Genomic DNA, 26,094 nt, shown 5'->3' on the forward strand with positions numbered 1-26,094 from the left:
GGCGGATCAATGAACATTGCGCGCGCATCCATTGATCGCCCGATCTATACGTGGCTGATAATACTGATCGCCCTGTTTGGTGGCGTCTGGGGGTTCCTGTCATTGGGACGTCTTGAAGATCCGGCTTTCACCATCAAAAACGCGGTCATTGTGACCCAATATCCCGGTGCAACGGCTGAACAGGTGGCGCTGGAGGTATCCGAGCCACTGGAATCCGCTATCCAGCAAATGGGTGAGGTTGATACGATCACATCCGTTAACCAGCCTGGTCTTTCGCTGATCGAGGTTGAGATCCAATCGACATATGACGGAACCGAATTACCTGAAATCTGGACCAAGCTGCGCGCTAAGGTGCGTGACACGGCCCGCAGCCTGCCGTCCGGAGTGCAGGCGCCGCTGGTCAACGACAGGTTCGGCGACGTGTTCGGCCTGTTCTATGCGGTAACGGCTGATGGGTTTTCAGACGCTGAAAAACACGAACTGTCTACCTACTTGCGGCGCGAATTGCTGACCGTCGAAGGCGTCGCAGACGTAGAAGTAATGGGCCTGCCGCAAGAGGCGATCTTTGTAGAGCCCGATCTGGCCATCTCGGTGAACCAGAATGTGCCACTGCAGTCCCTCAACGAGGCCATTGCCAATGCGGATTCGGTGAACGCTTCGGGCTCGGTCCGCTCAGAGAATGACCGCACGACCATCCTGACTGCCGAAGGGTCGGACAGTGTCTCAGCGATTGCGGGATTGTCGGTAGGCTCGCAAGGGCAGGTGATCAACCTGTTTGATATGTCCGACGTATATCGTGGCCGCCAGACCGACCCCGAGGTGATGATCCGGTTCAACGGGACCGAAGCTTTCACATTGGGCATTGCGGGTCTGTCCACCGAAAACATTGTCGAGGTCGGCAAACGCGCTGATGCAAAATTCGCCGAGCTGGACTCGCAAATCCCGTTTGGCGTCGAAATCCTGCCGATCTACCAACAGCACGTGGTGGTCGAGCAGGCCTCGAATGACTTTCTGGTAAATCTGGCCATGTCCGTGACCATTGTGGTTATCGTACTCGCGGTGTTTATGGGATGGCGCGCGGCGGTTGTTGTCGGCTCAACCCTGTTGTTGACCGTGGTGGGAACGCTGCTGTTCATGTCGATGTTCTCGATCGAGATGGAGCGGATTTCGCTGGGAGCACTGATCATCGCGATGGGAATGCTGGTGGATAACGCCATCGTTGTGGCTGAGGGCATGCAGATCGCAATGCTGCGCGGGAAAAACTCGCGCGATGCCGCGGATGAGGCCGCGTCCAAGACGCAAATCCCGTTGTTGGGCGCGACCGTCATCGGGATCATGGCCTTTGCAGGGATCGGTCTTAGCCCGGATGCGACGGGCGAGTTCCTGTTCTCTCTGTTTGCGGTGATCGGTATTTCACTGCTGCTGAGCTGGGTGCTGGCACTGACGGTGACACCAATGCTGGGCCACTATTTCTTCAAGCAGGGTGAGGCAGGCGCTGTGGATGCCTATGGCGGGATCATGTTCCGTGTCTACGGCAGCATCCTGCGCTGGGCGCTCCGGTTTCGCTGGCTGGTTGTTGCCGGTTTGATTAGCGTCACTGTTGCCTGTTTCGCCGGGTTTGGACTGGTCAAACAGCAGTTCTTCCCGGATTCGAACACGCCGCTGTTCTTCGTGCACTACAAACTGCCGCAAGGTACGCCCATCGCGCGAACGGCCGAGGATATGGCCGTATTCGAAGAATGGCTGGACAAACGCGACGATGTCGTTGCCGTCACCACATTTGTTGGGCAGGGGGCAACCCGGTTTCTGCTGACCTATTCGGCAGAGAAACCGAACCCCAGCTATGGCCACATGATCATCCGTACCGAAACTCTGGATGACATTCCCGCATTGCAGGCTGATCTAGAGGCGTTTGGCTCGGCTCAATTCCCGGAAGGCGAGTTCCGCACCAAGCGTCTGATCTTTGGCCCCGGCGGCGGTGATCCGATCCAGGCCCGGTTCTCGGGCAGTGATCCGGCCGTTCTGCGGCAGCTTGCGGACGAGGCGATTCAGCGGATGCGCGGTGCGTCCGAGAACGCTTTGCATGTCTATCAGGACTGGCGTGAGAAAGAACTGGCGGTTCAGCCTATCTATGCGACAGAACGAGCGCAGACTGCCGGTGTCACCCGTGAAGATATCGCCGGAACGCTGCAATTTTCGACCGATGGTATCAGGGCGGGTGTATTCCGGGAACGCGACCGTTTGATCCCGATCATCATCCGCCGCCCTGCGGACGGAGATTACTCGATCGTCGATCAGGTCGTGTACTCGGACCAGTCCGAAAAGTTTGTGCCAATCGAACAGATGGTCGACGGGTTCGAGTACAAATCGCTCAACACGCTGGTTCATCGTCGTGACCGGGTGCTGACCATTACCGTCGGCGCCGAAATTCCGGCGGGTTTGACGGCGGCTCAGGTCCACTCGGAAGTGCGCGCTGCCATCGAAGAGATGGAACTGCCCGCAGGGTATCGCATGGAGTGGGGCGGCGAGTTCGAAAACGCCGGTGACGCCAACGAAAGCCTGGGCCGTCAGTTGCCGGTCAGCCTGCTGATCATGGTGCTGATTTCGGTGCTGATTTTTAACGCCATTCGTCAGCCGATTATCATCTGGTTGCTGGTGCCGATGTCCGTGAATGGCGTAGTCATTGGACTGCTGGGCACGGGTCTGCCGTTCACATTCACGGCGCTGCTGGGTCTGCTCAGCCTGTCGGGAATGCTGATCAAGAACGGAATTGTTCTGGTCGAGGAAATCGATCTGGTCCGCGAAACCGGCAAAGGCTTGCGCGAGTCGATTATCGAGGCCTCGGTCTCACGTCTGCGCCCAGTGATGCTGGCCGCGATCACCACTATTCTGGGCATGGCGCCATTGCTGACGGATGCGTTCTTCAAGTCCATGGCGGTAACGATTATGGGCGGCCTGGCCTTCGCGACAATCCTGACGATGGTCGCAGCGCCCGTCTTCTACATGATCTTCTTCGCGCGGGATGAAAAGCGTGAGATGAAAGAAGCCGCTGCGTAAGATGTCCCGGGCGGCGATTTCAGTCGCCCGGGTCCCTTGCTGGGTTGTAGTGATAGAAAATCAGGACAGCTTGTTCCCATCGGGATCACGCAGATAAGTGACATAAAAATCAGGTGTGAAAAAGTTCGTCGAATCGGTGCCGCAGCCCGCACGTTTTTAGATCATCGGGACAAAGGGCACATCACACGCTGCAAGCGTCATAATTGCGGCGAAAACCATAAACCTGCGCATTTGTTTTTTTCCTTCTGCTCTATCATAGAAAAGATGCGCGCCCGGCGACATAAGGTCAACGGGCGCGCGAAATGTTCGGTCTTGTAAGCAGGTTAAGGCCGATCAGCCCTGCAGCGATCTAACCTCGACATCACCCTCGGCCTGCGCCTTGATCGCCAGCGCGGCGGCGTGGCTTGCAGCAGCCGTCGTGTAGTACGGGATCTTGTCATACAGTGCGATGGATCGGATGGCTTTGCTGTCCTCAACCGCTTGAGCACCTTCGGTGGTGTTCATCAACAGCTGAACCTGGCCGTCTTTCAACATATCGACCACGTCCGGGCGGCCCTCATAGACCTTGTTGACGATCTCACAGGCAACGCCCTGCTCGGCCAGCCAGCTTTGTGTGCCGCGGGTCGCGACAAGCGAGAAGCCTTGTTCCGTCAGAACTTGAGCGGCTTCAAGCATAGCGGCACCTTTATCGGCGTCCTTGATCGAGATAAATGCGCGACCCGAGGACGGTAGAACCATGCCTGCGCCCATCTGCGCCTTGAGGAAAGCACGCGGGAAGTCGCGGTCCCAGCCCATGACCTCGCCAGTGGAACGCATTTCCGGGCCCAGAATGGTGTCAACGCCGGGGAAGCGGGCAAAAGGCAAAACAGCCTCTTTCACCGAGAACCACGGCATGTCCGGATCGGCCAGCGTCATCTGGTCGGCAATCTTGGTGTCCTGACCTTCCTTATAAGCGGGGCGCATGGGGAAGTTCGACAGTTTCTCACCGGCCATGACGCGCGCTGCAATCGAAGCAATTGCGCTGTCGGTCGCCTTGGCCACAAACGGTACTGTCCGCGAGGCGCGCGGGTTCACTTCGATCAGGTAGATCTCATCGTCTTTGATCGCGAACTGCACATTCATCAGGCCGACAACGTTCAGCGCTTTGGCCAGCTTGAACGTCTGGCCCTTGATCTGATCGATAATCTCTGCCGATAGCGAGTAGGGCGGCAGCGAACAGGCCGAGTCGCCGGAATGGACGCCCGCCTCTTCGATATGCTGCATGATGCCAGCCACATGCACGTCAGTGCCGTCGCACAGCGCGTCCACGTCCAGCTCAACTGCACCAGCCAAGTAGCTGTCCAGCAGTACTGGGCTGTCGCCCGAGACGACCACGGCCTCGTTGATGTAGCGCCTCAGTTGATCCATATCGCGCACTATTTCCATCGCGCGACCACCCAGAACGTAAGAGGGGCGGATCACCAGCGGGAAACCGATCTCTTCAGCAATATCCAGCGCCTGCGCGTCGGTTGATGCGATGCCGTTTCTGGGCTGTTTCAGGCCCAGATCATTAACCAGCGCCTGAAAGCGTTCACGGTCTTCGGCCAGATCGATGGCATCCGGAGTGGTGCCCAGGATCGGAATGCCTTCGGCTTCCAGCGCGTTGGCCAGTTTCAGGGGGGTCTGACCGCCGTACTGAACAATCACGCCGTGCAGGGTGCCGTTTTCCTGTTCCTTCGTCAGGATTTCCATGACGTGTTCGAAAGTCAGAGGTTCAAAATACAGACGATCCGAGGTGTCGTAGTCGGTCGACACGGTCTCGGGGTTGCAGTTGATCATGATGGTTTCATAACCAGCGTCGGTCAGCGCGAAACAGGCGTGGCAGCAGCAATAGTCAAACTCGATGCCTTGACCAATCCGGTTCGGGCCACCGCCAAGGATGACGACTTTCTTGCGGTCAGACGGACGCGCCTCGCATTCTACGTCACCCATCATGGGGGCTTCGTAGGTCGAGTACATATAGGGCGTCTGCGCCTCGAACTCGGCGGCGCAGGTGTCGATGCGTTTGAACACGGCTGTAACGCCCAGATTGCGGCGCGCCCGGCGGACGTTGTCTTCGTCACGACCAGTCAGATTTCCCAAACGCGCGTCAGTAAAGCCCAGCATCTTGAGCTTACGGATGCCTTCCTCGGTCACGGGCAGGCCGTCTTTGCGCACTTGGCGTTCGGCTTCGATGATCTCGCGGATACGGGCAAGGAACCAAGGGTCGAACTTGGTGACGCCAAAGATCTCATCATCGGTCAGCCCGTGGCGCATTGCTTGAGCAATGGTGCGCAGACGGTCGGGCGTCTGCTGGCTAATCGCCTTGATAACGGCGGCCTTGTCGTCGGCTTCGTCCCAGACGCCTACGTTCAGGCCGGGGATTTCAATCTCATCAAACCCGGTCAGGTCTGATTCCATTGAAGCCAGCGCCTTTTGCATCGATTCGTGGATCGTGCGGCCGATGGACATCGCCTCACCCACCGATTTCATCGCGGTGGTCAGGTAGGGCTCGGAGCCGGGGAACTTCTCGAACGCGAATTTTGGGATCTTGGTGACAACATAGTCGATGGTCGGCTCAAAGCTGGCCGGGGTGACCTTGGTGATGTCGTTGTCCAACTCGTCCAGCGTGTAGCCCACAGCCAGCTTGGCGGCGATCTTGGCAATCGGGAAACCGGTTGCCTTTGACGCCAACGCCGAAGACCGCGATACGCGCGGGTTCATCTCGATCACGACCATCCGTCCGTCGACCGGGTTGATCGCCCATTGCACGTTCGAGCCGCCGGTCTCGACCCCAATCTCGCGCAGCACGGCAATCGAGTGATTGCGCATGACCTGGTATTCTTTGTCGGTCAGCGTCAGGGCCGGGGCAACGGTGATCGAGTCACCCGTGTGCACGCCCATTGGGTCGATGTTTTCGATGGAACAGACGATGATGGCGTTGTCGGCGGTGTCGCGCACCACCTCCATCTCGTATTCTTTCCATCCCAAAAGGCTTTCGTCGATTAGGATCTGGCCCACTGGCGAGGCATCCATGCCGGTGCGACAAATATGGATATAGTCTTCGCGGTTATACGCCACGCCGCCGCCTGTGCCGCCCAGCGTAAAGGCGGGGCGGATGATGGCGGGTAAGCCCACATTTTCAAGGGTTTCGAGGGCCAGCGCCACACCGGCGTCCAGATCTTTCTTGCCGCTTTCGTTCTTGGGGGCAGTCACGATCTCGGCCTTGGGGTTTTCGATGCCCAGCCGGTCCATCGCCTCGCGGAACAAGGCGCGGTCTTCGGCCATTTCAATGGCGTCGCGCTTGGCACCGATCATCTCGACGCCAAACTTGTCCAGCACGCCCATCTCTTCCAGCGCGAGCGAGGTGTTCAGGCCGGTCTGCCCGCCCATGGTGGGCAGCAGCGCGTCGGGGCGTTCTTTTTCAATGATCTTGGCGACAACTTCTGGCGTGATCGGTTCGATATATGTCGCGTCGGCCAGCCCGGGGTCGGTCATGATCGTGGCGGGGTTTGAGTTCACCAGAATGACCCGGTATCCTTCTTCCCGTAGTGCCTTGCAGGCCTGAGCGCCGGAATAGTCGAACTCGCAAGCCTGACCAATAACAATGGGGCCCGCCCCGATGATCATGATCGACTGAATGTCGGTTCTTCTCGGCATGGCCACGTTCCTTCGATTGTCCGCGATTCAGGGCACCCCCAAGCGCCCAAATTGTCCTGCGTTATAGGGACCGCGCGAAAAGGTGCAAGGGGGATCGGAAACAGGGGCGAAATTGCCGCTTTCCCCCCTTTCCCTTGGCGGCGTATTCTCTATACCGCGCAGCACGGCAAATGAGGATGCAATTGCGTATTCGTTTTGATCAGGGGCCAGCCGGGTCAGGAACCAGTTTTGACCGGCCAGCCGAGATGATCCGCGCGGACAATGCGGAGGACGTGCCCCAAGCGTTGGAGGCGCTGGACGAGGCGCGCGCGCAAGGGGCTTGGTTGGCCGGCTATGCCAGCTATGAGCTTGGGTACGTGCTGGAACCGCGTCTGTATGACCGCATGCCAGATGGCCGCCGGCTGCCTTTACTATGCTTCGGCGTTTATGATCGCCCCATTCAGCGGGAATTGCCCGCTGCATCCGGCGGGGTGACCCATTTTGAACCGCGTTGGGACGAGGGACGGTACACGCAGGCGTTTCGACACGTGCATGACGCCATTGGGGCAGGGGATATCTATCAGGCCAACCTGACATTCCCGATTGATATGACTGTAGAGGGCGACAGCGCCGCGCTTTATGCTGCGCTCACGGCCGGACAGCCCGTTGGTCACGGCGCGCTGATCCAGCAGGATGGTTTGCCCGACCTGCTCAGCCGGTCTCCCGAGCTGTTCTTTCGCACGAACGCGGACCGCGGGATCGAAACCCGCCCGATGAAGGGGACCCAACCCCGCAGCGAGGATATGGCTGAAGACGCCCGGCGTCGGGCGTTCCTGGCGGTCGACGAAAAGAACCGGGCTGAAAACCTGATGATCGTGGATCTGTTGCGCAACGATATCAGCCGCGTCGCGATGCCCGGATCCGTCAAGGTGCCCGAGCTGTTCAAGGTCGAAACCTATGCGACTGTGCATCAGATGATCTCGCTGGTGCAGGCGCAGCTGCACATGGGCGCCGAGCTGTCCGATATCCTGACGGCTCTGTTTCCCTGCGGTTCCATCACCGGTGCTCCCAAAATTCGAGCCATGGAGATTTTGTCCGATCTCGAACCCTGGCCTCGCGATGTTTATTGCGGTGCGATCGGCTGGGCCGCGCCGGACGGGCGTTCAGAATTCAACGTGGCGATCCGGACGCTGATGGTCGAGGATGGCTCGGCCACCCTCAACGTCGGCGGTGGAGTGATCTGGGACAGCACGGCCCCATCGGAATATGAGGAAGCGCTATGGAAAGCTCGCTTTGCCCACCAGCTGACCCTGACTTCCGCCTGATCGAAACACTGGCCTTTCGACCCGGGCAAGGGTTCGTTCGCCGAGATCGGCATCTGGCCCGTATGGCTCGGTCAGCTGTGGCCATGGGCATTCCTTTCGATGCGGGCGCCGCTATCCAGGCACTGGACAATGTCGTAGGGCAATCACCTCAGCGTTGCCGGCTTACGCTGGCAGTTGATGGAACATACGATGTGACAACCGGAGTACTGGCCGGTAACCCACCATTATGGCGGGTCGCGGTCACCAAAATGCGGCTTTCCGCGTCGGATGTTTGGTTGCAGCACAAGACGACCCAACGCTCTGTTTACGACACGGCTCGCGCATCGCTGCCGGACGGAATAGACGAATTTCTGTTCCTGAACGAGCGTGACGAGCTGTGCGAAGGGACCATCACCAACCTGTTCCTGCACATGCCGGACGGCCGACGTCTGACGCCAAAGCTGACCTGCGGATTGCTTCCGGGAATTCTGCGAGAAGAACTACTTGATAATAAACAGGTTACCGAAAGCGTCTTGTCCTTGACCGATCTGCAAAACGCGGAAAAAGTTTTCGTAGGGAATTCCTTACGTGGCCTGATCCGGTCGGAATTGGCGGTATTGTGAGCAAACAGAGCGATTGGGCGCGCGACGGAACGCATCACCTGCGGCTACGGCTGGAGTTCGGCCTGTTCTTTGTCGCTGTGCCAGTTCTGATCGCGGTCTTTTTCCCTCCGAATTGGATGTTTCCGTCGCTGTTCACCTTCACGGCCATCGGTATCATCCTGCTCCATTACACGCCCGGTTTTACCTGGTCCGAACTTCGGTACAACTGGCGCAATTGGACGTGGCGCGAAATCGCTCTTTTTGCTGTTGCCATGACGGCGTTTTGCTCGGCGGTCGTTATGGCGATGCGACCGGACGTTGCATTTCGCATGCTTCTCTACCGGCCCGAATTCCTGGCAGTGATCTGGCTGGCGTACCCGATTGCTTCGGCTCTGCCGCAAGAGCTTCTGTTCCGATCACTGTTTTTCCGCCGCTACCAGGCGATCCTTCCAAACGGGAAGGCGGCTTACCTACTGAACGCGTCCCTGTTTTCGCTGGCCCACCTGATGTACTGGAGCTGGATCGTCGCCATCATGACCTTCGGCGGAGGGCTGTTGTTCACTTGGGCCTACCGCCAACGCGGGTCGTTTTTTTACGCGGTCCTGCTGCACGCTATTGCGGGGAATGCTATCTTTGCGGCGGGTCTGGGCATCTATTTCTATTCCGGCAACGTGCAAAGGCCGTTTTGACGGCGCGACCTGCCTTGACTTTCCAAGCCTGACAGGGTGTACCGGCGCGACGAATTCTACGCCCGAAGGGATAAATCCATGCACGCCTACCGCAGCCACACCTGCGCCGCACTGACCGCCGCCAATGTCGGTGAAACCGTCCGCCTGTCCGGTTGGGTGCATCGGGTACGAGATCACGGCGGCGTGCTGTTCATCGATCTGCGCGATCATTTCGGTGTGACACAGGTTCTGTGTGATGGTGACAGTGCAGCTTTTGCCGAGCTTGAGAAAGTACGTTCGGAATGGTGTATCCGCATCGACGGCACCGTCAAAGCACGTGACCCGGAGCTGGTGAATTCGAAACTGCCGACCGGTGAGATTGAAGTTTACGTGCGGGAGCTTGAGGTTCTGGGCGCGGCTGACGAACTGCCGCTGATGGTGTTCGGAGATCAGGAATACCCCGAAGAAACGCGTCTGCGCTACCGTTACCTGGACTTGCGCCGCGAGGCGATGCAGAACAACATGACCCTGCGCTCGGACGTTGTCGCCTCGATGCGCAAGCGCATGTGGGATCAGGGCTTCCGCGAGTACCAGACGCCGATCATCACCGCATCGTCGCCTGAAGGCGCGCGTGACTTCCTTGTGCCGTCGCGTTTGCACCCGGGCAAGTTCTACGCGCTGCCACAGGCCCCACAGCAGTTCAAACAGCTGATCATGGTGTCGGGCTTCGACAAGTATTTTCAGATCGCGCCATGCTTCCGTGACGAAGACCCGCGTGCCGACCGCTCGCCCACTGATTTCTACCAGCTTGACCTTGAGATGTCGTTTGTCGAACAGCAGGACGTGTTCGACACGATCCAGCCGGTTCTAACCGGCGTGTTCGAAGAGTTCGGCGGAGGGCGTAAGGTCGATCAGGAATGGCCGCAGATTTCCTACAAGGATGCTGCATTGTGGTACGGTTCCGACAAGCCGGACCTGCGCAACCCTATTAAAATGCAAGTGGTCTCTGACCACTTCCGCGGGTCTGGCTTCGCGATTTTCGCGAAGCTGTTGGAGCAGGAAGGCACCGAAATCCGCGCCATCCCCGCGCCGACCGGTGGTAGCCGTAAGTTCTGCGACCGCATGAACGCCTTTGCTCAGAAAGAGGGTCTGCCCGGCATGGGTTACATCTTCTGGCGCGATCAGGGCGAAGGGATGGAGGCCGCAGGTCCGCTGGCTAAAAACATCGGCCCCGAACGCACCGAGGCCATCCGTCAGCAACTGGGTCTGGGTGTCGGCGATGCGGCATTCTTCCTGGGTGGCAAGCCCAAAGCCTTTGAAAAGGTCGCTGGTAAAGCGCGTGATGTTATCGGTGAGGAACTGAACCTGACCGAGAAAGACCGCTTCGCCTTTGCCTGGATCGTGGATTTTCCGATCTACGAGCAGGACGAAGAATCCGGTGCCATCGACTTTGAACACAACCCGTTCTCGATGCCGCAGGGCGGAATGGAGGCTCTGGAAGGCAATCCTCTGGACGTGCGCGGCTATCAGTACGACCTCGCCTGTAATGGATATGAGCTGGTGTCGGGTGCGATCCGAAACCACAAGCCCGAGATCATGCTGAAGGCCTTTGAGCTGGCAGGCTATGGCGAGGATGAAGTCAAAAGTCGCTTTGGTGCGTTGTTCAACGCCTTCCATTTTGGTGCCCCGCCGCACGGTGGCTGCGCCGCTGGTATCGACCGTATCGTGATGCTGCTGGCCGATGAAGCCAACATCCGCGAGGTCATGATGTTCCCCATGAACCAGCGTGCCGAGGACCTGATGATGGACGCACCATCCGATCCGACTTCGGATCAGATGATGGAGCTGGGCCTGCGGATCATCCCTCAAGACTGAGAATGACAAAACCCGCTGCTTACCCTGCAGCGGGTTTTCTCATGGTTTGCGCTTGTACAAAGGTCATGGCTATGGACCGGTATTCATAGCTTGGTCACAGGTCTGCATAGCCCGTTTGTTGGCGACCTATTCCCATGGGTCCTTAAATGACTTCCGGCTGGAGCGAATATCACGGGCGGTAGCGCGGGTTTGCCAGTAGACCCAAAGGCACAGGATCGTTGCGGTTATGAAGTAAGCGGTCATCATCTCAAATCGCCTCACGTTGTTCCAAACGGGTCTGCACAATCCCGGCGACCTGAGCGGCCACGGCCGTTACTGGGGTCCCGTCTGCCCGGGATTCGGCAAGCCGCTGCGCCGCTTCTGCCAGAACTGTATCGTCGGCATCGCGGGCGACCCCGCGCAGAAACTGTGCCGCGTAATCCAGCGTGCGCTGATCATTCGGACCGGCCAGAATGTCGGCGATATGGGCCATGTCATCCTGATAGGCCAACGGATCGGCGTTAATGATCTCATCCCGGACGGCATGCAGGCTGCTGGGGCGGCGATCTTCGGGCAAACGTTCCAAAACGGATGTCTGGAAATAGGCCAGCGATTTGAGGGGTTTTTCCAGAAACCCATCAGCACCGGCCCGCATTGCGGTGCGTTTCATGTGGTCATCCCCGGACATGCCAAGAATGGCCCCAATACGGGGCGCAGCCTCAGACAGATCGGCGATCAGATCCGCGCCGGACCCGTCCGGCAGACCCATGTCCACAATGATGACAGACGGGCGGTAGATCTGCAGGTGACGCCGTGCCGATTGCAGGCAATCCGCCCGCCTGATGCGCGCGCCGCTGTGCAGGCACATCAAGCGGATGGCGTCGCAGGCATAGCGGCTGTCTTCCACAACCAGAATAGTTTGTCCCAGCAGGGGCCGCGTGGCCGTCGGCTGCGCGGGAGAGGCGAAGGGGCTCGAATCGTCCATGGCGGAACTCCTAATCAGCAGATACCTCACGCTAGGAACTTCTGGCTAACAGGGCGTTAACGGCAATTTGGCGCACTTGTTCTTTGTTTAATCTGCCCCCATAACCGCTGCAACGCAGAATAGAGGAGAGTTCCATGATTGGTCGACTGAACCACGTAGCCATTGCCGTACCCGATCTTGAGGCCGCCTCTGAGCAGTACCGCAACGCGCTGGGCGCGAAAGTCGGCGCGCCACAGGATGAGCCGGATCACGGCGTCACAGTTGTGTTCATCGAATTGCCTAATACCAAGATAGAACTGCTCTATCCGATGGGCGATGACAGCCCGATCAACGGGTTTCTGGAAAAGAACCCCGCTGGCGGCATCCACCATGTCTGCTATGAGGTCGAGGATATCATCGCTGCCCGCGATCACCTGAAGGAAACCGGCGCACGCGTGCTGGGTTCGGGTGAGCCCAAGATCGGTGCGCATGGTAAACCGGTGCTGTTCCTGCACCCCAAAGATTTTAACGGCTGCCTAGTCGAGCTGGAACAGGTGTAACCTAACCCCGGAGGGGATGAGATGTCGATTACTGGTGCGGCCGTTCTGTTCGCCGTGATCTGGTTCATGACCTTGCTGGTGGTGCTGCCAATCCGCATCAAGACGCAGGGCGATCTGGGTGATATCGTTCCGGGCACCCACGCGGGCGCACCGGAAGAGCATCACCTGAAGAAAAAGATGTGGATCACCACCGGTATCACGGTGGTGCTCTGGGCCATTATAGCAGGCGTCATCCTGTCCGGCGTGATTTCCGTGCGCGATTTCGACTGGCTGAACCAGCTGGAGCCGCGAGGCTGATCTTTAAGCCATAGGCCCTGATAGCTTGTGGTAGACATGGGTGAACGTTGCGACGCCAAGGATTGGGATCACAAGGTTCACCAGGGGCACGGATAGCGGGATCGCCATCAAAATGCCTGCCATCCAGATGGTCGTTGCGTGTTTGGCGCGCAGCTTACGTGCACCTTCCCGACCCAACCTGCGCATGGCAGCCAACGTAAAGTATTCCCGTCCCAACAAGAAACCGTTCATGCCCCAGAAGATGAAGGGGGCGAGCGGAGTAAAGATCGCATAGAGGATCAGCGCCAGCAGATTGGCAACGATCAGAACTCCCATGAAGCTCAGCCCGTCGCGCAGGCTTTCGCTGAACGGAATGCCGGGAACAGTTGGTAAAGATGGGTAATGCTTGTCTTCGACCGCTTGCGCGACGTCTTCCAGGAACATCGACGTAATCGCCGAGGCAACCGGAACCATCAGAAATACGGGCAGGATCAGGACGACAAAGATGCCGGAATAGTTCAGCACGTCGTTCAGCCACGGCACGGCACCGATAAAGGGCAGAGAGATCTCGTTCCCCGACAGCCGGTTGATCAGCCAGATTGCCAAAGCACAAGCGGCGATCAGCAAAACGATCGTCAGACCAACGCCGCGCAATAGGACAGCCCGGAACTTTGGGTCGCCGATCTGTCCCAGCGCTGCAAAAAAGGCGTTGAGAATGGTCATTCCGAAACCCACTGCGTCAACCCATCCACGTCAGGGCGGGGTCTTTCGGGCGGTGCTTTGCCCTCGGTCGCGATATGAACTAGACCCGCGACGCGTTCATTTTCTTGCAGCCCGAACGCCTTTTGGCAAAAGTCGCGGTCGTGGGTCTGCCAACCGGACAGCCAGTTTGCGCCCCAACCCGCAGCAAGCGCCGCGTTCAGCAAAGCCAAGCACACTGCGCCAGCGGAATAGGTCTGTTCGATTGCAGGGATTTTCGCGGAGGGTTGTTGAACCTCGATCACGGCGACCGCCAGATGGCCCATGTCGAACTGACTGCGGGCCTTGGCTATGTCCTCAGCGGATTTACCCAGCGCCGAGCCACATTCTTCGGTCAATTGCGCAAGACGCGGCATAGCGCCTTTATCGAGCACGATGAAACGCCAGGGTTCCAGCTTGCCATGATCCGGACTGCGCGCCGCGGCCGTTAGCAGGGGTAACAACTGGTCCCGCGTGGGCGCGGGTTCAATCAGCGTTTTTGCGGGGCGCGACCGGCGCGATTGCAGAAACTCCAGAGCGGCCGGATTCTTCAAGGACATATGTTAACTTCCTTTACATAGGCGGTTGTGTATGTGGTTGAACATCTGGCGGGTTTCAAGGGCAAGCGGCTGGATGCAGGAGATCAATTTCACTCCCTGAGCGTTCGTGCAAGGGTGTTCAAGAAGAAGAGAGGGAAGATGGCCAAACCAAAGCTGCGAAATGTACCGGATCTGAGCGCGCGCGCCCTACCCGATGAAGGGATCGAGGTCCGGGTCACGCCGAAAGCTGCGAAGGATGGGATTTTAACCGATCAGGGAAGCATTCGCATCACCGTCACCGCGCCGCCCGAAAACGGCAATGCAAACGAGGCGGCGCGTAACATATTGGCCGTGGCCATGGGGGTGGCACCGTCCACTCTGATCCTCAGGCGGGGGCAGACGTCGCGCGACAAGGTATTTGTCTATTCACCCTGATCCGGTGTTTCCCGGATTTGGTACACGCCTTCCGGCAAGTCCAAAGCCGCCGCCAGATCGCGCACCTGTTCTGGGGACAACGTGATCCTCTGAATCTGATCCGTGCGCGGGTCCAATTGTTCAAGCGTCACACATTCGGCGAAGCTGTTGATGACGACATCCTCTTGCAAAGGCTTTGGGCCCTCGTCCACCAGAGTAATGACTGTCGAGTCGAATTCATGCTCAATCGAAAACATGAAAGCAGAGTGCAGGTCAGCCGAATGCAATGCAACCCGTACCTTACCAATCGGGCTGTGGTGATTGGCGCGGCTCCGCGCTATGGTCGTGAAAACGGGCCAACCGTTTCAAAGGATTATGAATGTATCGTCTGATCTGTTTGTTTCTTCCTCTTTTTCTGGCGGCCTGTAGTGCTGGCGAGATGCGATTGCAGCCCGCGACCCAATGGGCGGGGACCTTGGGTGAGTATCAGGTAGAGGCGGCCGCGGTTCGGGATGTCAGCCGCTCCATCGGCAAGGAAGCCCGGGCAGAGTGTCTGAAGCGGGCCAAAGTCAAAAATTGCGAATTCACTGTTCTTGTTGATCTCAATCCACAAGCGGAAGCGAATGCGTTTCAGACCTTGGATGACAGGGGACAGCCGGTGATCATAATGACCCGATCCATGATTCAGTCGGCGCAAAATCCAGATGAGCTGGCTTTTGTACTCGGGCACGAGACTGCTCATCATCTGCTGCGTCACATTCCGCGCCAGGCCGAAAACGCACAGGAAAGCGCAGTCATTTTCAACAATCTGGGCAAGCTCTTTGGAGAAGAGGGCGAAGACCTGGAGCGTACACAGAAAATTGGTGCGGAAGTGGGTGTGCAATTGAACGTTAAGGCCTTCGAGCTTGAGGCTGACCAGTTGGGTACAATCATTACTCACAATGCCGGATATAACCCGTTGATCGGCGCAAAGTACTTTGACCGCATCCCGGATCCGCAGGACAGTTTTCTGGCGTCACATCCGCCGAATGCGCAGCGTGTGCAGATGGTTCAGAACACCGCCCGAAAACTTGGGCTGACGCAATGACCCAAATAGCAAGGCTGGGCGTAATCCTGACGGATCGTGGATCGAAATACGCGGTGTCGGGGGCTGCGGTGCAAACGCGTGAAGACGTGGATGCCGTGTTGCAAGACCTCAAGTCCGACAAAGCCTATGCCAAGGCGACGCATAATACTTGGGCGGCGATCTTGCCGACAGGGGCTCTCAAGGCCGACGACGGAGAAAGTGGCGCCGGAATGGTCATCCTGCGCATGCTCGAAAGGGCTGGACTGGAGGGCCACGTCATCATTGTCACTCGCTGGTACGGGGGCAAAAAACTAGGCGGTGACCGCTTTCGCAGGGTGCAGGACGCCACCCGCGCCTATCTGGACCATATCGGCACCGGGTCTTGACCTGAGTCAAATGCCTGGTCGGGCCGCTGCGCTATCCTGTCAGAACTCTGCGACAGGGAGACAGCGCTATGCTTGGCAAAAATACTCTGAAACGACATGCGGAACTGGTCGACCAGATGGCAACCCACGTCGGGGTCGATCTGGAAGATGCGGCCATAGGCGGTGACGTCTCGATTGACCAGATCTCTGATGCGGTCCTGCGTTGCAGAGATTGTTCGAACCCAGATCATTGCGCGCAATTTCTGGCACAATCTGCCCAAGATCAGAAAACGCCGGAATACTGCAGGAACACGGCCCTGTTTGATCGCCTCACTTCGCTGTCGGAAAGCAAACGCGGCAGCTAAGAAAATCATGTTCCGTCATCGCCGCGATTGACGGCGCTTCGTGCAAACAAAAGGCAGATCTGCCAATGACCCGTGATATTCTGGGCGACGTGGAAAAACACTTTTGGCTAACCCGGTCGGTGGCCAGATGTATGGATGTTTCGTTGACCGAAGCGATGGCCGAGGGGCGGTTGACCACCAATGGTTATGCGGAAATCGTGACGCGCTGTCGTGCCTCTGGGTGCAGCGATCAATGCGAAAGGTGGCTGTCGAAACAACAGTTCAAAGCCGATTCGGCCCCTGAATACTGCGCGAATGCGGAAACGCTGAACGCTTTGAAGACTTAGTCAGAGCTTGGAATGCGAACCGTCGCACAGCGGCGGATTGGCAGTTTGTTTGCACCCGCAAAAGAACACCTTCTTGCTGGTTTCGGCAGTAAACTTCACCGGCTCAAACTGGGTTCCCTTATGTGAACCATCGCAGAAGGGTTGACGCTCTGACTTGCCGCAGGCACACCAGAAATAGGTTTTCCCTTCGGTCACGTCGACCGGGTAGGGGGCTTTTTGGGCAGGTTTCGGCTGATCTGACATGTGGCTGCTCCGCTTTTGGCTAATGTCGCGAAACAACTATATGGTCTTTGGACGGGGCGTGTAGAGCGCTTTTTTTCTTTATACAGCAGCATGGTTTTGCCGCTCTCACAAATCCGTGATTGATTTTGTTGCAATAATTTCAACGAGGTCGTATTTTGAGACTGGCCCCAGAAAAAAGGGCAATATGAGAAAATTTTTAGAGGAATGACGGACATGAAACTTAAATTTGCTGCCGTTAGCGCAATTGCCCTGGTTCTGGCTGCATGCTCGCAGCAAGAAGAGCCGACGCCGGTTTACATCACGCCTGAATACGACAAGTTCGGCACACCGAGCTGCCCGGCTGGAACCGAGCTGGCCACGACCGAAGCGGGACAGACCATCTGTAACCCGGTCGCTCAGTAAGAATTCTGCGGGCGGTCTTGTTTTGGCCGCCCGCTTACTCAACGCAGCCGACCGCCCTTGTTGGGTGGTTTTTTTGTGCCCGCTTTATGCCGACGCGGGCTCGGATCAGAATGCGTCGATAATGGGCAGTCAACGCCTCACCAGCCGTCAGTATCCGTGTCCAAATGACTTGCGGTGATAGTGTTGACGCTTTGACTCGTACCGTGGCGCATAAAGGTAGCGATAGGATTTCTTTTTTAGCTTTTGTTGAACGTAGGGCGCGTTCTTAGGAACCGGTTTTGGGTGGTAGACTTTGTGTGTGTAGACTTTCGGAGAATAATAGTGCCGGTGAATGCGGATATTATTGCGGCTATGAACATGCTGCGACTTTGACCCAACAACGACTTGGCCGCTCGTTTCAACGGTGATGCTGCCTGCGGTCGCCGGGATGGCAAAAAGTTGGGACGCAAGTATCGCGGCCATGCAATTGAAAGAGATCGCACGAAAGTATGACATGAAAACCCTCCTTCTAGCGAGTTGAGGTTTTCATTCATGGTCCGGGAAAATCCCGTCTCAAGCCAATAAACTTAAATCACGCTCTGCCTATCTAGGGTGAACGGCACATTTGGCTTAGGTGCGTGTACCCCATAAATCGTATTCGCCGGCCTCATCAATCTCGACCGACACGATGTCACCAGGTTTCAGGTCATCAAAACCCTCATCGATGAACAGATTCCCGTCGATCTCGGGCGCGTCTGCCCTGGTGCGGCACGTGGCGGCTTCGTCATCAATCTCGTCCACGATCACGTCGATGGTCTGGCCAACCTTGGCGGCCAGCTTAGCCTCGGAGATGGCCTGCGCTTTTTCCATGAAGCGGTCCCAACGCTCTTGTTTGACCTCGGCTGGTATGTGATCCGGGAGGTCGTTTGATCGCGCGCCATCGACGTTTTCGTATTGGAAGCAGCCAACACGATCCAGTTGCGCCTCGTCCATCCAATCCAGAAGGGTCTGGAACTCGGCCTCGGTCTCGCCCGGATAACCGACGATAAAGGTCGACCGCAGCGTGATGTCCGGGCAGGTTGCGCGCCATGCGGCGATCTCCTCCAAAGTCTTGGCTGCCGCTGCCGGGCGCGCCATACGTTTCAGAACGTCCGGATGGGCATGCTGGAACGGAATATCCAGATAGGGCAGGATGTTGGATCCGGCGTCTGCCATAAGGGGGATCAACTCGCGAACATGCGGGTAGGGGTAGACATAGTGGAGCCGAACCCAGGCATCCAACTGCCCCAGCTCACGCGCCAGATCGGTGATGTGGCTGCGCACCTCGCGGTCCTTCCACGGGTTCACATCGTATTTCCGATCCAACCCATAGGCGGATGTATCCTGCGAGATCACCAGCAATTCTCGTACACCATTGTCGACCAGCTTTTCAGCTTCGCGCAGTACCGCGTGGGCTGGGCGGCTGGCCAGTTTGCCGCGCATGTCGGGGATGATGCAGAACTTGCATTTGTGGTTACAGCCCTCGGATATCTTGAGATAGCTGTAATGGCGTGGTGTCAGTTGCACACTTGCGGCGGGCAGCAGGTCCACAAACGGGTCAGGATCAGGCGGCACTGCCGAATGCACTGCATCCAGCACCTGCTCGTATTGGTGAGGGCCGGTAACGGCCATTATGCGCGGGTGATGTTCGCGGATGTAATCCGGTTCCGCACCCAGACAGCCGGTCACGATGACTTTGCCATTCTCCACCAGTGCCTCACCAATTGCGTCTAGCGACTCGGCCTTGGCACTGTCGAGAAACCCGCAGGTATTCACGATCACGGCATCCGCCCCTGAATAGTCGGGCGAGATACCGTATCCTTCGGCACGCAGGCGCGTCAGTATACGCTCACTGTCGACTAGGGCCTTGGGGCAGCCCAAAGAGACCATACCGATGGTCGGCTGGTTCGAACGTGGCGTCGCGGGCATCCGGGCGGCAGGCGCCAGGTCGGGGCGGAGGTTTGGCGGGTTCGTTGTCATTGCGCGGCATATAGTGGGGAACGCTTCCCCTTGCAAATGCGGCGCAGGCTTTGGATGATCTTTTTAACGCATGAAAAAGGCGGAGAGCAGAATATGAAGTGGCTGTTGCGCATAGTTTTCCTGTTGGTGGCGGTTTTTGGCTTGGTCATCGGGGCCTTGCTGCTGATGCCCGGCGACAAGCTGGCCACCATATTGGCCGAACAGGTCCGCACCCAAACCGGGCGTGACCTGAAGCTTACGGGCGATGTGAACCTGTCTTTCTGGCCCGTGCTGGGGCTGGAAACCGGTCCGGTGACTTTTGGAAATGCACAATGGGCCGGTCCTGAACCAATGCTGAGCGCCGAAAGCCTGGCCGTGGGGGTTGATGCTGCAGCGCTGATCTCCGGGGACCTGCGCATCAAACGGGTGATCGCCGATAATCCGGTTCTGCGGTTGGAACTTTCGGATGGGCGTGGGAATTGGGAACTTTCTGCACCCGCAAACACAGCCTCGGCAGGCGCCACAAGCGGCGCGGGACCGCAAGGGCAGCAGGGCGAGGTGACGCTGGATCATCTGAAGCTGACGAACGCGCGCTTGGTCTACATCGAAAATGGCGCGACTAAGTTCGATTTTGGCAATGTCGATCTGGCGGCCAGTTGGCCGAACGTTTCGACGCCTCTGCAGGTTCAGGCTCAGATGGCGGTGCCCGGGGGGGCGGTCGATGTCGACCTTAAGATTCAAGATCTGCCAGCCTACGCGTCCGGCGCGGTAACGCCGCTGGATTTGACCATGACCGCGCCCGGCGGAGAGTTCGGTTTTGCAGGCCGGGTCAATCTGGCTGGTGAAATGGATGGCAGAATGCTGGCCAAAACGACGAACACGGAACGTATGCTGGCTGCTTTTGGTCAGGCCGGTGTTGGGGTGCCATTGGGTCTGGGGCGCGAGGCCGACGTGGCCGGGCAAATGACCTATACCAGCGATGGTCGGATTTCGCTGCGCAACTTGGTGGCGTTGCTGGATAATAATCGCCTGACTGGTGAGGCAGATATCGTTATCTCGGACCCGCCGCAGATTACCGCACGGCTGGAAGGCGGTGACCTAGATCTTACTCAATTCAATGATACGCCTGGTGGCGCTGGCGGAGGGTCGGCGCCGTCGCCTGACCAAGGGTGGTCGACCACCCCGATTGATGCGTCAGCGCTGGCCTTGGCGAATGGCAAAGTCCGCCTCAAAGCCAATTCCATTGCCGTACCGGGTCTGACGCTGGGACCCAGCGATCTGACGCTTAACCTTGATCGATCCAGAGCGGTTCTTCAGATGAACCCTGCCACATTGTTTTCAGGGCATCTGAACGGGCAGGTGGTTGCCAATAACCGGAACGGTTTGTCGGTCGGCGGTAACCTGACCGCGGATGGCATGGACGTACAGCAAGCTCTGTCCACCCTTGGCGGGATCGAGCGGTTGTCCGGCACCGGATCAGGGTCGTTTGAGTTTCTGGGAGTTGGACAGACCGAGGATCAGATTATGCGCTCACTCAGCGGCAAGGGGCATGTGGATGTGGGCAAGGGCGTGATCTCGGGGTTTGATCTGGACCGCCTGATGGGTCGCAGCGGGGGCGAGGGCGGCACAACCGTGTTCAACAGCCTGTCCGCCAGCTTCACCATGGATCAAGGGGTATTGTGGAACTACGACCTGTTTATGTCCCTGGATAACTTCCGGGCCGACGGTTCCGGTCGGGTCGGAATCGGCAACCGCGATATCGACTATCTTTTCACGCCTGTTGCGCTGCGCGCGAATTCGGGTAACGGCATCGCGGTGCCAGTGAAAATCGTCGGGCCATGGAGCAACCCGTCGATTAAGCCGGATCTGACCAAAGTCATCGAAGCTGTCGCCGAAGGAAAGGCCAAAGAGCTTGAAGATGAGGCCAAGCAGAAAGTCTTGGACAAGGTCGGGGACGAGCTGAATACGACGATTTCGGACAGCGATCAGATCGAAGACGCGATCAAGAACAAACTGGAAGACGAAGTGAACAAGGGGCTGCTGAAGCTGTTTGGCGGCAACTAATCAGCGCCAATACGCAAGGGTTTCGGGGCGGAAAGTGCCCCGAAACGCAGTAGCGCTTAGATGGTCTGATCGTAGTCGCCAACACCGGGTTCCGTGCGAATAACCGCGTCGATATCGCCAAAGATTGCGCGCATCTCATCCTCGCTTTCGCTGCTTTCGCAGACCACGACAAGGTTCGGAGTGTTCGAGGATGCGCGCACCAAACCCCAGCTGCCATTGTCCAGAATGACACGAGCCCCGTTGACGGTGACAACCTCTTTGATCGCGCGACCGGCAAAACTGTCTCCGGCATCTGCCTTGGCAACCAGCTTGTCGACCAGCCGCTGAAGGATGTCATACTTCTCAGTATCGGCAGCATAAGGCGACATGGTCGGGGTAGACCAGGTTTTTGGCAGCGCCTTGCGCAGGTCCGACATGCTTTGCTCAGGATTGCGATCCATCAGCTTGCAGATCTCAACGGCGACGCGCATCCCGCAGTCGTAGCCGCGCCCGATAGGTTCAGCCAGAAAGTAGTGACCAGACTTCTCAAAGCCGGCCAGTGCGTTGATCTCTTTGACCCGACGCTTCATGTGGCTGTGGCCGGTTTTCCAATAATCCGCTTTAACACCAAGGGCCTGCAGTTCGGGGTCGCTGGCAAACAGACCAGTGGATTTCACATCTGCCACAAAGGTCGAGTTCGGATAAAGTTTCGCCAGATCGCGCGCCATGATCACACCGACCTTGTCGGCGAAGATCTCTTCCCCCTCATCATCCACAACACCGCAGCGGTCGCCGTCGCCGTCAAAGCCCAGAGCCAGATCAGCACCGCTGGCTTTCACAGAGGCGGACATGTCGTGCAACATCTCCATAGCCTCGGGGTTGGGGTTATAGTGGGGGAAAGTGTAATCCAATTGGGTGTGGCTGGGCACCATTTCGACGCCAATGCGCTCGAAAATCTCAGGCGCAAAGGCCGAAGCCGTTCCGTTTCCGGTTGCGCATACGACTTTCAGGGGACGGGACATTTTGAAATCGCCAACCAGATCGTCGATGTAGGCTTCTTTTACACCATCAACGAATTCGTATGTTCCGCCTTCATGCGGGGTGCCTTCACCGTTCAGGACGATGTCGCGGAGCTCTGACATCTCGTCGGGGCCGTGTGTCAAAGGACGATCAAAGCCCATCTTGACGCCGGTCCAGCCGTTAGGGTTGTGGCTGGCTGTGACCATGGCCACGGCCGGGACATCCAGATGGAATTGCGCGAAATAGGCCATCGGGCTGAGCGCGGGGCCAATGTCCTTGACCTGAATGCCAGCCTGCATCAGACCCAAGATCAGCGCGTTTTTGATCGCCAGCGAGTAGTCGCGGTAGTCGTTGCCCACCGCGATCACCGGTTCGATCCCGCGTTTGCGCATCTGTGTGCCCAGACCCAAGCCAAGCGCGGTCATGCCGGGCAGGTTGATCTCTTCGGGATATTTCCAGCGCGCGTCATATTCGCGAAAGCCGGTCGGCTTGATCATCGGATCGCGCAGAAAACTCCAGGTGTTCGGGGTCACCTCTGGGATGGGTTTGGTCATGCTATTGCTCTTGCTTAAATCTGTATAGGATTGGCTTTGGCCAATGCATCAAAGCGCATCAATGTGTCAATCAATTGAGGCATTTGATCCAGATAGATCATGTTGGGCCCATCTGACGGAGACTTGTCTGGGTCTTCGTGTGTTTCAATAAACACAGCACCCACGCCGATGGCGGCAGCTGCGCGCGCCATCACCGGAGCAAATTCACGCTGACCGCCGGTCGAACCTCCAAGCCCTGCAGGCTGCTGAACCGAGTGGGTTGCGTCCATCACAACCGGATAGCCTGTCGCCGCCATCTGCGGGAGCGAGCGCATATCTGTCACCAAGGTGTTGTACCCAAACGAGGTGCCACGTTCTGTCAGCAGAATTTTTGAGTTACCAACACTCTCGATCTTGGCGACAATGTTCGCCATATCCCATGGTGCCAGAAATTGCCCTTTTTTGACATTGATCGCTGCGCCTGTTTGGGCTGCGGCCAACACCAAGTCGGTTTGACGGCACAATAACGCGGGAATCTGCAAAACATCACAAACACTGGCCGCGTCTGAGCATTGCTCCGGCGTATGTACGTCAGTCAGGACAGGTACCCCAATTTGTTTTTTTACATCATCCAGAATGTCCAGTCCTTTAGCAATTCCGGGTCCACGGACACCTGAAATTGAGGTGCGGTTCGCCTTGTCATACGAGGCCTTAAAGACGTACTGCGCACCGGCGGCATCACAGGCTTCTTTCATTTTGCCTGCGATCATCTGCGCATGATCCGCGCTTTCAAGCTGACAGGGGCCGGCAATGATCGTCAGAGGCAGATCATTGCCGACCGTGAGGTCGGAGATTTTTACATGTTTCATGTGTCTTACGAGGATACCTGTTCACGAAGGACCGACGCGGTAAGCGAGATCAACAGGTAGATACCAGCAAACAACAGAAAAGCCAAAATCGTATTTTCGAACTTGCGCGGATAGGTGGGTTCCTGACTTGGCACCGGCCTCACAGACACTGTCAAATAGCGCACTTTACGGTTTGCTTCGGTCCGCGTGGTTTCCATTTGCTGCATGGCTGTCTGCAGCATCATGTCCCTGGCAACAAGATCGGCTTGTGCCATCTGAATTCGTAAGCTGAGCCGGGCAAGCGAGTTTTCGCCTGCAGACACATCCAGCATTTCCGAGTTGAGTTCTTCCAACACAGTCTCAAGCCGCGCAATGTCCGCGCGGGCACCATCCACCTTGGCCTGGTTCGGACGACGGTTGTCCAGCAATGCGGCCAGCTGCAGCTCTTTTTCCTGAATCTGTGTTTCCAAGGCGTCGATGCGGCCACGCAAGCTGGCGATGACGTTTTGCGGATCCAGCAGCGCGCCTTGAATCTGAAGTTCGATCAGATCTTCCTGCGCCCTCCTTCGCTCCTTCTGTGCCATTTCAAAACCATCCAGCGCGTCGCGCATCTGGTCCTCGCGCTTGAGTTCTGTAAGCCCGTTTATGGTTTCTTCGGCGTAAGACAGAAGACGGTCAGAGATGGCCACCGAAATCTGTGGATCAGGTGCCGCAACTTCCATCCGGATAATGCCATCGCTCGGGTCGTATCCGATCGTGATCATGCGTCGGAATAGCTTGTAGGCCTCTTCCAGTGTGGCGTCCGGCGAAAGCCGTTGAATAGGGTCGATCCAGTTTTGCTTGAAAATCTCTGCATAGCCCATGTCGCGCTCAAGCCTTAGCAGCGCGTCCTTGGACTCCAAAAATTCCTGTGTGGCGACCGAATCCTGTGCGGTGGCGAATTGTGTGCCCGCCAAAAGCCCACCGAAAGCTGCGCCGCCCCCGTCTGCCTGCAGGATTGAGAAGGCCGAGTCACTGGCATACATGGGCGTTGCCACACGGTAGAAATAGAAACCGACAATAAAGGTCGGCAGAAAGACGAAAACCGCCAGGCGGGCAAACAATGCAAGAAGCTTGCGACGGCGACGGCGGGCGATATCTTTCTGTATCTCGCCAATTTCAAACTCGCGCCTCTGCGCGGGGGTCATCTCGGGCCCGGGTAGGGTCCTTCCACCTTCGCTGACCGTTTGCGGCAAATGAATCGTGACCTTGTCCTTGGTCTGATCCTCGTTCTGCGTCGATTCATCTGTCAATCCCAGTAAATTGGCGCGATGAAACGGATCGATGCCATTTTGGCGCAGCAAACGCACAGCATCATAGTCCGAAGTCGCCTCCAGGCCGTTCTTTTGCGCCAGTCTGCGTGCTATCCGCAATTGGCGTCCGGTCAGCCCCTCGCGTTTGATGGCGTCAATCTCGGTATTGGACTCTGAGTCATTGGCCGCAGCGGGTGGCCGCGTCGCGTTGCGAATGCGCGAAATGGCGTCAGCGCGGTCTTCTTCCGTTCCCGCATTGCGGCGTTTGCGGCGCCAGTTGTAGATGCTAGCCTTGGGTTTGGTAGTCATATAGCTGCTTTGCCTCTTCCAAGGTGTCGAACATATAAAGCTGGCCATCCATCAAAACGGCAGCCTCTTGCGCAAATTTCTCCAGTACGGAGGGGCTGTGCGACACGATCACCATTGTAGTCGTGCGTAGTTTTTCCCGAAGGATGTCGCCGGCCTTCCTGTTGAATTCCACATCCGTCGACGCCGGCATCCCTTCGTCAATCAGGTACATGTCGAAATCTAGGGCCAACATCAACGCAAACGTAAAGCGCCCCTTCATACCGCTGGAGTAAGTGGCCAGAGGTTGGTTGAAATACTCCCCCAATCCGCATAGCCATTTGCAGTAGGCTTCGACGTAATCGGGGTCCATCCCGTAGATGTTGGCGACGTAGCGCGCGTTTTCCAGGGCGGACAGTTTGTTTGCGACACCTCCGGTGAAACCCATAGGAAAAGACACTCGGCAGGACTTTCGAATTACGCCTTCATCGGGCTTTTCCAGGCCGGCCATCATATTGATCAAGGTGGTCTTGCCGGTTCCGTTAGGTGCAAGAATGCCAATCGAACGGCCCAACTGAACCCGAAACGAGACACTGTCCAGGATCACCTTGCGGCGTGTCCCGGTCCAGAAGGACTTACTGACATTTTCAAACTCAAGCATTGAGGGCCTGCTGCTTGCACCATTTTAAAAGTACC

General features: G+C 57.4%; 25 protein-coding genes. 14 read left to right on the forward strand and 11 right to left on the reverse strand.

Annotated features, from left to right (window positions below):
* Positions 1-9 precede the first annotated feature (9 nt).
* Positions 10-3,057: an efflux RND transporter permease subunit gene (locus DHN12_RS05715; protein ID WP_108859303.1), complete on the forward strand. Its 3,048-nt coding sequence runs from the start codon at positions 10-12 to the stop codon at positions 3,055-3,057.
* A 333-nt stretch (positions 3,058-3,390) separates the two neighbouring features.
* Here the strand turns inward: DHN12_RS05715 and carB are convergent, their stop codons facing one another.
* Complete coding sequence (carB, locus tag DHN12_RS05720) at positions 3,391-6,735, reverse strand: carbamoyl-phosphate synthase large subunit (RefSeq protein WP_108859304.1); 3,345 nt, start codon at positions 6,733-6,735, stop codon at positions 3,391-3,393.
* A gap of 176 nt (positions 6,736-6,911) precedes the next feature.
* Between carB and DHN12_RS05725 the strand changes: the two genes are divergently transcribed.
* The 4 genes from DHN12_RS05725 (at position 6,912) to aspS (ending at position 11,163) form a co-directional block, all read left to right on the forward strand.
* Positions 6,912-8,039, forward strand: a complete 1,128-nt coding sequence (locus DHN12_RS05725) for an aminodeoxychorismate synthase component I (RefSeq protein WP_108859305.1) — start codon at positions 6,912-6,914, stop codon at positions 8,037-8,039.
* Positions 7,994-8,641 carry an aminotransferase class IV family protein gene (locus DHN12_RS05730; protein ID WP_108859306.1) on the forward strand — a complete coding sequence of 216 codons (648 nt, stop codon included), beginning with the start codon at positions 7,994-7,996 and terminating at the stop codon, positions 8,639-8,641. Before DHN12_RS05725 ends, DHN12_RS05730 begins: the two co-directional genes overlap by 46 nt.
* Complete coding sequence (locus DHN12_RS05735) at positions 8,638-9,309, forward strand: CPBP family intramembrane glutamic endopeptidase (protein ID WP_234416562.1); 672 nt, start codon at positions 8,638-8,640, stop codon at positions 9,307-9,309. Before DHN12_RS05730 ends, DHN12_RS05735 begins: the two co-directional genes overlap by 4 nt.
* Positions 9,310-9,387: 78 nt before the next feature.
* Positions 9,388-11,163, forward strand: a complete 1,776-nt coding sequence (gene aspS / locus DHN12_RS05740; RefSeq protein WP_108859307.1) for an aspartate--tRNA ligase — start codon at positions 9,388-9,390, stop codon at positions 11,161-11,163.
* Positions 11,164-11,410: 247 nt separating this feature from the next.
* On the opposite strand, the gene DHN12_RS05745 is transcribed toward aspS, so the two are convergent.
* Positions 11,411-12,127 carry a response regulator gene (locus DHN12_RS05745; protein ID WP_108859308.1) on the reverse strand — a complete coding sequence of 239 codons (717 nt, stop codon included), beginning with the start codon at positions 12,125-12,127 and terminating at the stop codon, positions 11,411-11,413.
* A 134-nt stretch (positions 12,128-12,261) separates the two neighbouring features.
* Between DHN12_RS05745 and mce the strand changes: the two genes are divergently transcribed.
* Positions 12,262-12,666, forward strand: coding sequence for a methylmalonyl-CoA epimerase (gene mce / locus DHN12_RS05750; RefSeq protein WP_058275955.1), 405 nt, complete (start codon positions 12,262-12,264; stop codon positions 12,664-12,666).
* 21 nt (positions 12,667-12,687) lie between these two features.
* The gene (locus tag DHN12_RS05755) at positions 12,688-12,963 is read left to right on the forward strand and encodes a DUF1467 family protein (RefSeq protein ID WP_108859309.1); all 276 of its coding nucleotides are present in this window, start codon (positions 12,688-12,690) and stop codon (positions 12,961-12,963) included.
* Between the two features lie 3 nt (positions 12,964-12,966).
* On the opposite strand, the gene DHN12_RS05760 is transcribed toward DHN12_RS05755, so the two are convergent.
* On the reverse strand, positions 12,967-13,665 hold the full coding sequence (locus tag DHN12_RS05760; protein WP_108859310.1) for an EI24 domain-containing protein: 699 nt from the start codon (positions 13,663-13,665) through the stop codon (positions 12,967-12,969).
* Positions 13,662-14,240 carry a nitroreductase family protein gene (locus tag DHN12_RS05765; protein ID WP_108859311.1) on the reverse strand — a complete coding sequence of 193 codons (579 nt, stop codon included), beginning with the start codon at positions 14,238-14,240 and terminating at the stop codon, positions 13,662-13,664. The genes DHN12_RS05760 and DHN12_RS05765 overlap by 4 nt, the downstream gene beginning before the upstream one ends.
* Positions 14,241-14,378: 138 nt before the next feature.
* On the opposite strand from DHN12_RS05765, the gene DHN12_RS05770 reads away from it, so the two are divergent.
* Positions 14,379-14,654 carry a DUF167 domain-containing protein gene (locus DHN12_RS05770; RefSeq protein WP_108859498.1) on the forward strand — a complete coding sequence of 92 codons (276 nt, stop codon included), beginning with the start codon at positions 14,379-14,381 and terminating at the stop codon, positions 14,652-14,654.
* On the opposite strand, the gene DHN12_RS05775 is transcribed toward DHN12_RS05770, so the two are convergent.
* Complete coding sequence (locus DHN12_RS05775; RefSeq protein WP_108859312.1) at positions 14,642-14,890, reverse strand: hypothetical protein; 249 nt, start codon at positions 14,888-14,890, stop codon at positions 14,642-14,644. The genes DHN12_RS05770 and DHN12_RS05775 overlap by 13 nt on opposite strands.
* Before the next feature lie 122 nt (positions 14,891-15,012).
* On the opposite strand from DHN12_RS05775, the gene DHN12_RS05780 reads away from it, so the two are divergent.
* The 4 genes from DHN12_RS05780 (at position 15,013) to DHN12_RS05795 (ending at position 16,755) form a co-directional block, all read left to right on the forward strand.
* A complete protein-coding gene (locus tag DHN12_RS05780) occupies positions 15,013-15,720 on the forward strand; it encodes a M48 family metallopeptidase (protein ID WP_108859313.1) in 708 nt (235 codons plus the stop codon).
* Positions 15,717-16,085, forward strand: a complete 369-nt coding sequence (locus tag DHN12_RS05785; protein ID WP_108859314.1) for a YigZ family protein — start codon at positions 15,717-15,719, stop codon at positions 16,083-16,085. Before DHN12_RS05780 ends, DHN12_RS05785 begins: the two co-directional genes overlap by 4 nt.
* Before the next feature lie 68 nt (positions 16,086-16,153).
* Entirely contained in the window at positions 16,154-16,429 is a 276-nt protein-coding gene (locus DHN12_RS05790; RefSeq protein WP_108859315.1) for a DUF6455 family protein, read from the forward strand.
* A gap of 65 nt (positions 16,430-16,494) precedes the next feature.
* Complete coding sequence (locus tag DHN12_RS05795; protein WP_108859316.1) at positions 16,495-16,755, forward strand: DUF6455 family protein; 261 nt, start codon at positions 16,495-16,497, stop codon at positions 16,753-16,755.
* Here the strand turns inward: DHN12_RS05795 and DHN12_RS05800 are convergent, their stop codons facing one another.
* Positions 16,756-16,998 (reverse strand): CDGSH iron-sulfur domain-containing protein, encoded by a 243-nt coding sequence (locus tag DHN12_RS05800; protein ID WP_108859317.1) that lies wholly within the window; start codon positions 16,996-16,998, stop codon positions 16,756-16,758.
* A 213-nt stretch (positions 16,999-17,211) separates the two neighbouring features.
* Here DHN12_RS05800 and DHN12_RS05805 point away from each other — a divergent pair, with 213 nt between their 5' ends.
* Entirely contained in the window at positions 17,212-17,400 is a 189-nt protein-coding gene (locus DHN12_RS05805; protein WP_058275732.1) for a hypothetical protein, read from the forward strand.
* A 609-nt stretch (positions 17,401-18,009) separates the two neighbouring features.
* Here DHN12_RS05805 and rimO read toward each other — a convergent pair.
* Positions 18,010-19,398 (reverse strand): 30S ribosomal protein S12 methylthiotransferase RimO, encoded by a 1,389-nt coding sequence (gene rimO, locus DHN12_RS05815; RefSeq protein ID WP_108859319.1) that lies wholly within the window; start codon positions 19,396-19,398, stop codon positions 18,010-18,012.
* A gap of 93 nt (positions 19,399-19,491) precedes the next feature.
* Between rimO and DHN12_RS05820 the strand changes: the two genes are divergently transcribed.
* Positions 19,492-21,441, forward strand: a complete 1,950-nt coding sequence (locus tag DHN12_RS05820; RefSeq protein ID WP_108859499.1) for an AsmA family protein — start codon at positions 19,492-19,494, stop codon at positions 21,439-21,441.
* Between the two features lie 56 nt (positions 21,442-21,497).
* Here DHN12_RS05820 and DHN12_RS05825 read toward each other — a convergent pair whose 3' ends face one another.
* From DHN12_RS05825 to DHN12_RS05840, 4 genes are read right to left on the reverse strand one after another with little or no spacing between them, the layout of a single operon-like run.
* Complete coding sequence (locus DHN12_RS05825; protein WP_108859320.1) at positions 21,498-22,994, reverse strand: phosphomannomutase/phosphoglucomutase; 1,497 nt, start codon at positions 22,992-22,994, stop codon at positions 21,498-21,500.
* 14 nt (positions 22,995-23,008) lie between these two features.
* Positions 23,009-23,842: a 3-deoxy-8-phosphooctulonate synthase gene (gene kdsA, locus DHN12_RS05830; RefSeq protein ID WP_108859321.1), complete on the reverse strand. Its 834-nt coding sequence runs from the start codon at positions 23,840-23,842 to the stop codon at positions 23,009-23,011.
* Between the two features lie 5 nt (positions 23,843-23,847).
* Positions 23,848-25,422 (reverse strand): capsule biosynthesis protein, encoded by a 1,575-nt coding sequence (locus DHN12_RS05835; protein WP_108859322.1) that lies wholly within the window; start codon positions 25,420-25,422, stop codon positions 23,848-23,850.
* Entirely contained in the window at positions 25,400-26,059 is a 660-nt protein-coding gene (locus DHN12_RS05840; RefSeq protein ID WP_108859323.1) for an ABC transporter ATP-binding protein, read from the reverse strand. The genes DHN12_RS05835 and DHN12_RS05840 overlap by 23 nt, the downstream gene beginning before the upstream one ends.
* Between the last annotated feature and the right edge of the window lie 35 nt (positions 26,060-26,094).

Source organism: Ruegeria sp. Alg231-54, assembly GCF_900143525.1.
Classification (GTDB): Bacteria; Pseudomonadota; Alphaproteobacteria; order Rhodobacterales; family Rhodobacteraceae; genus Ruegeria.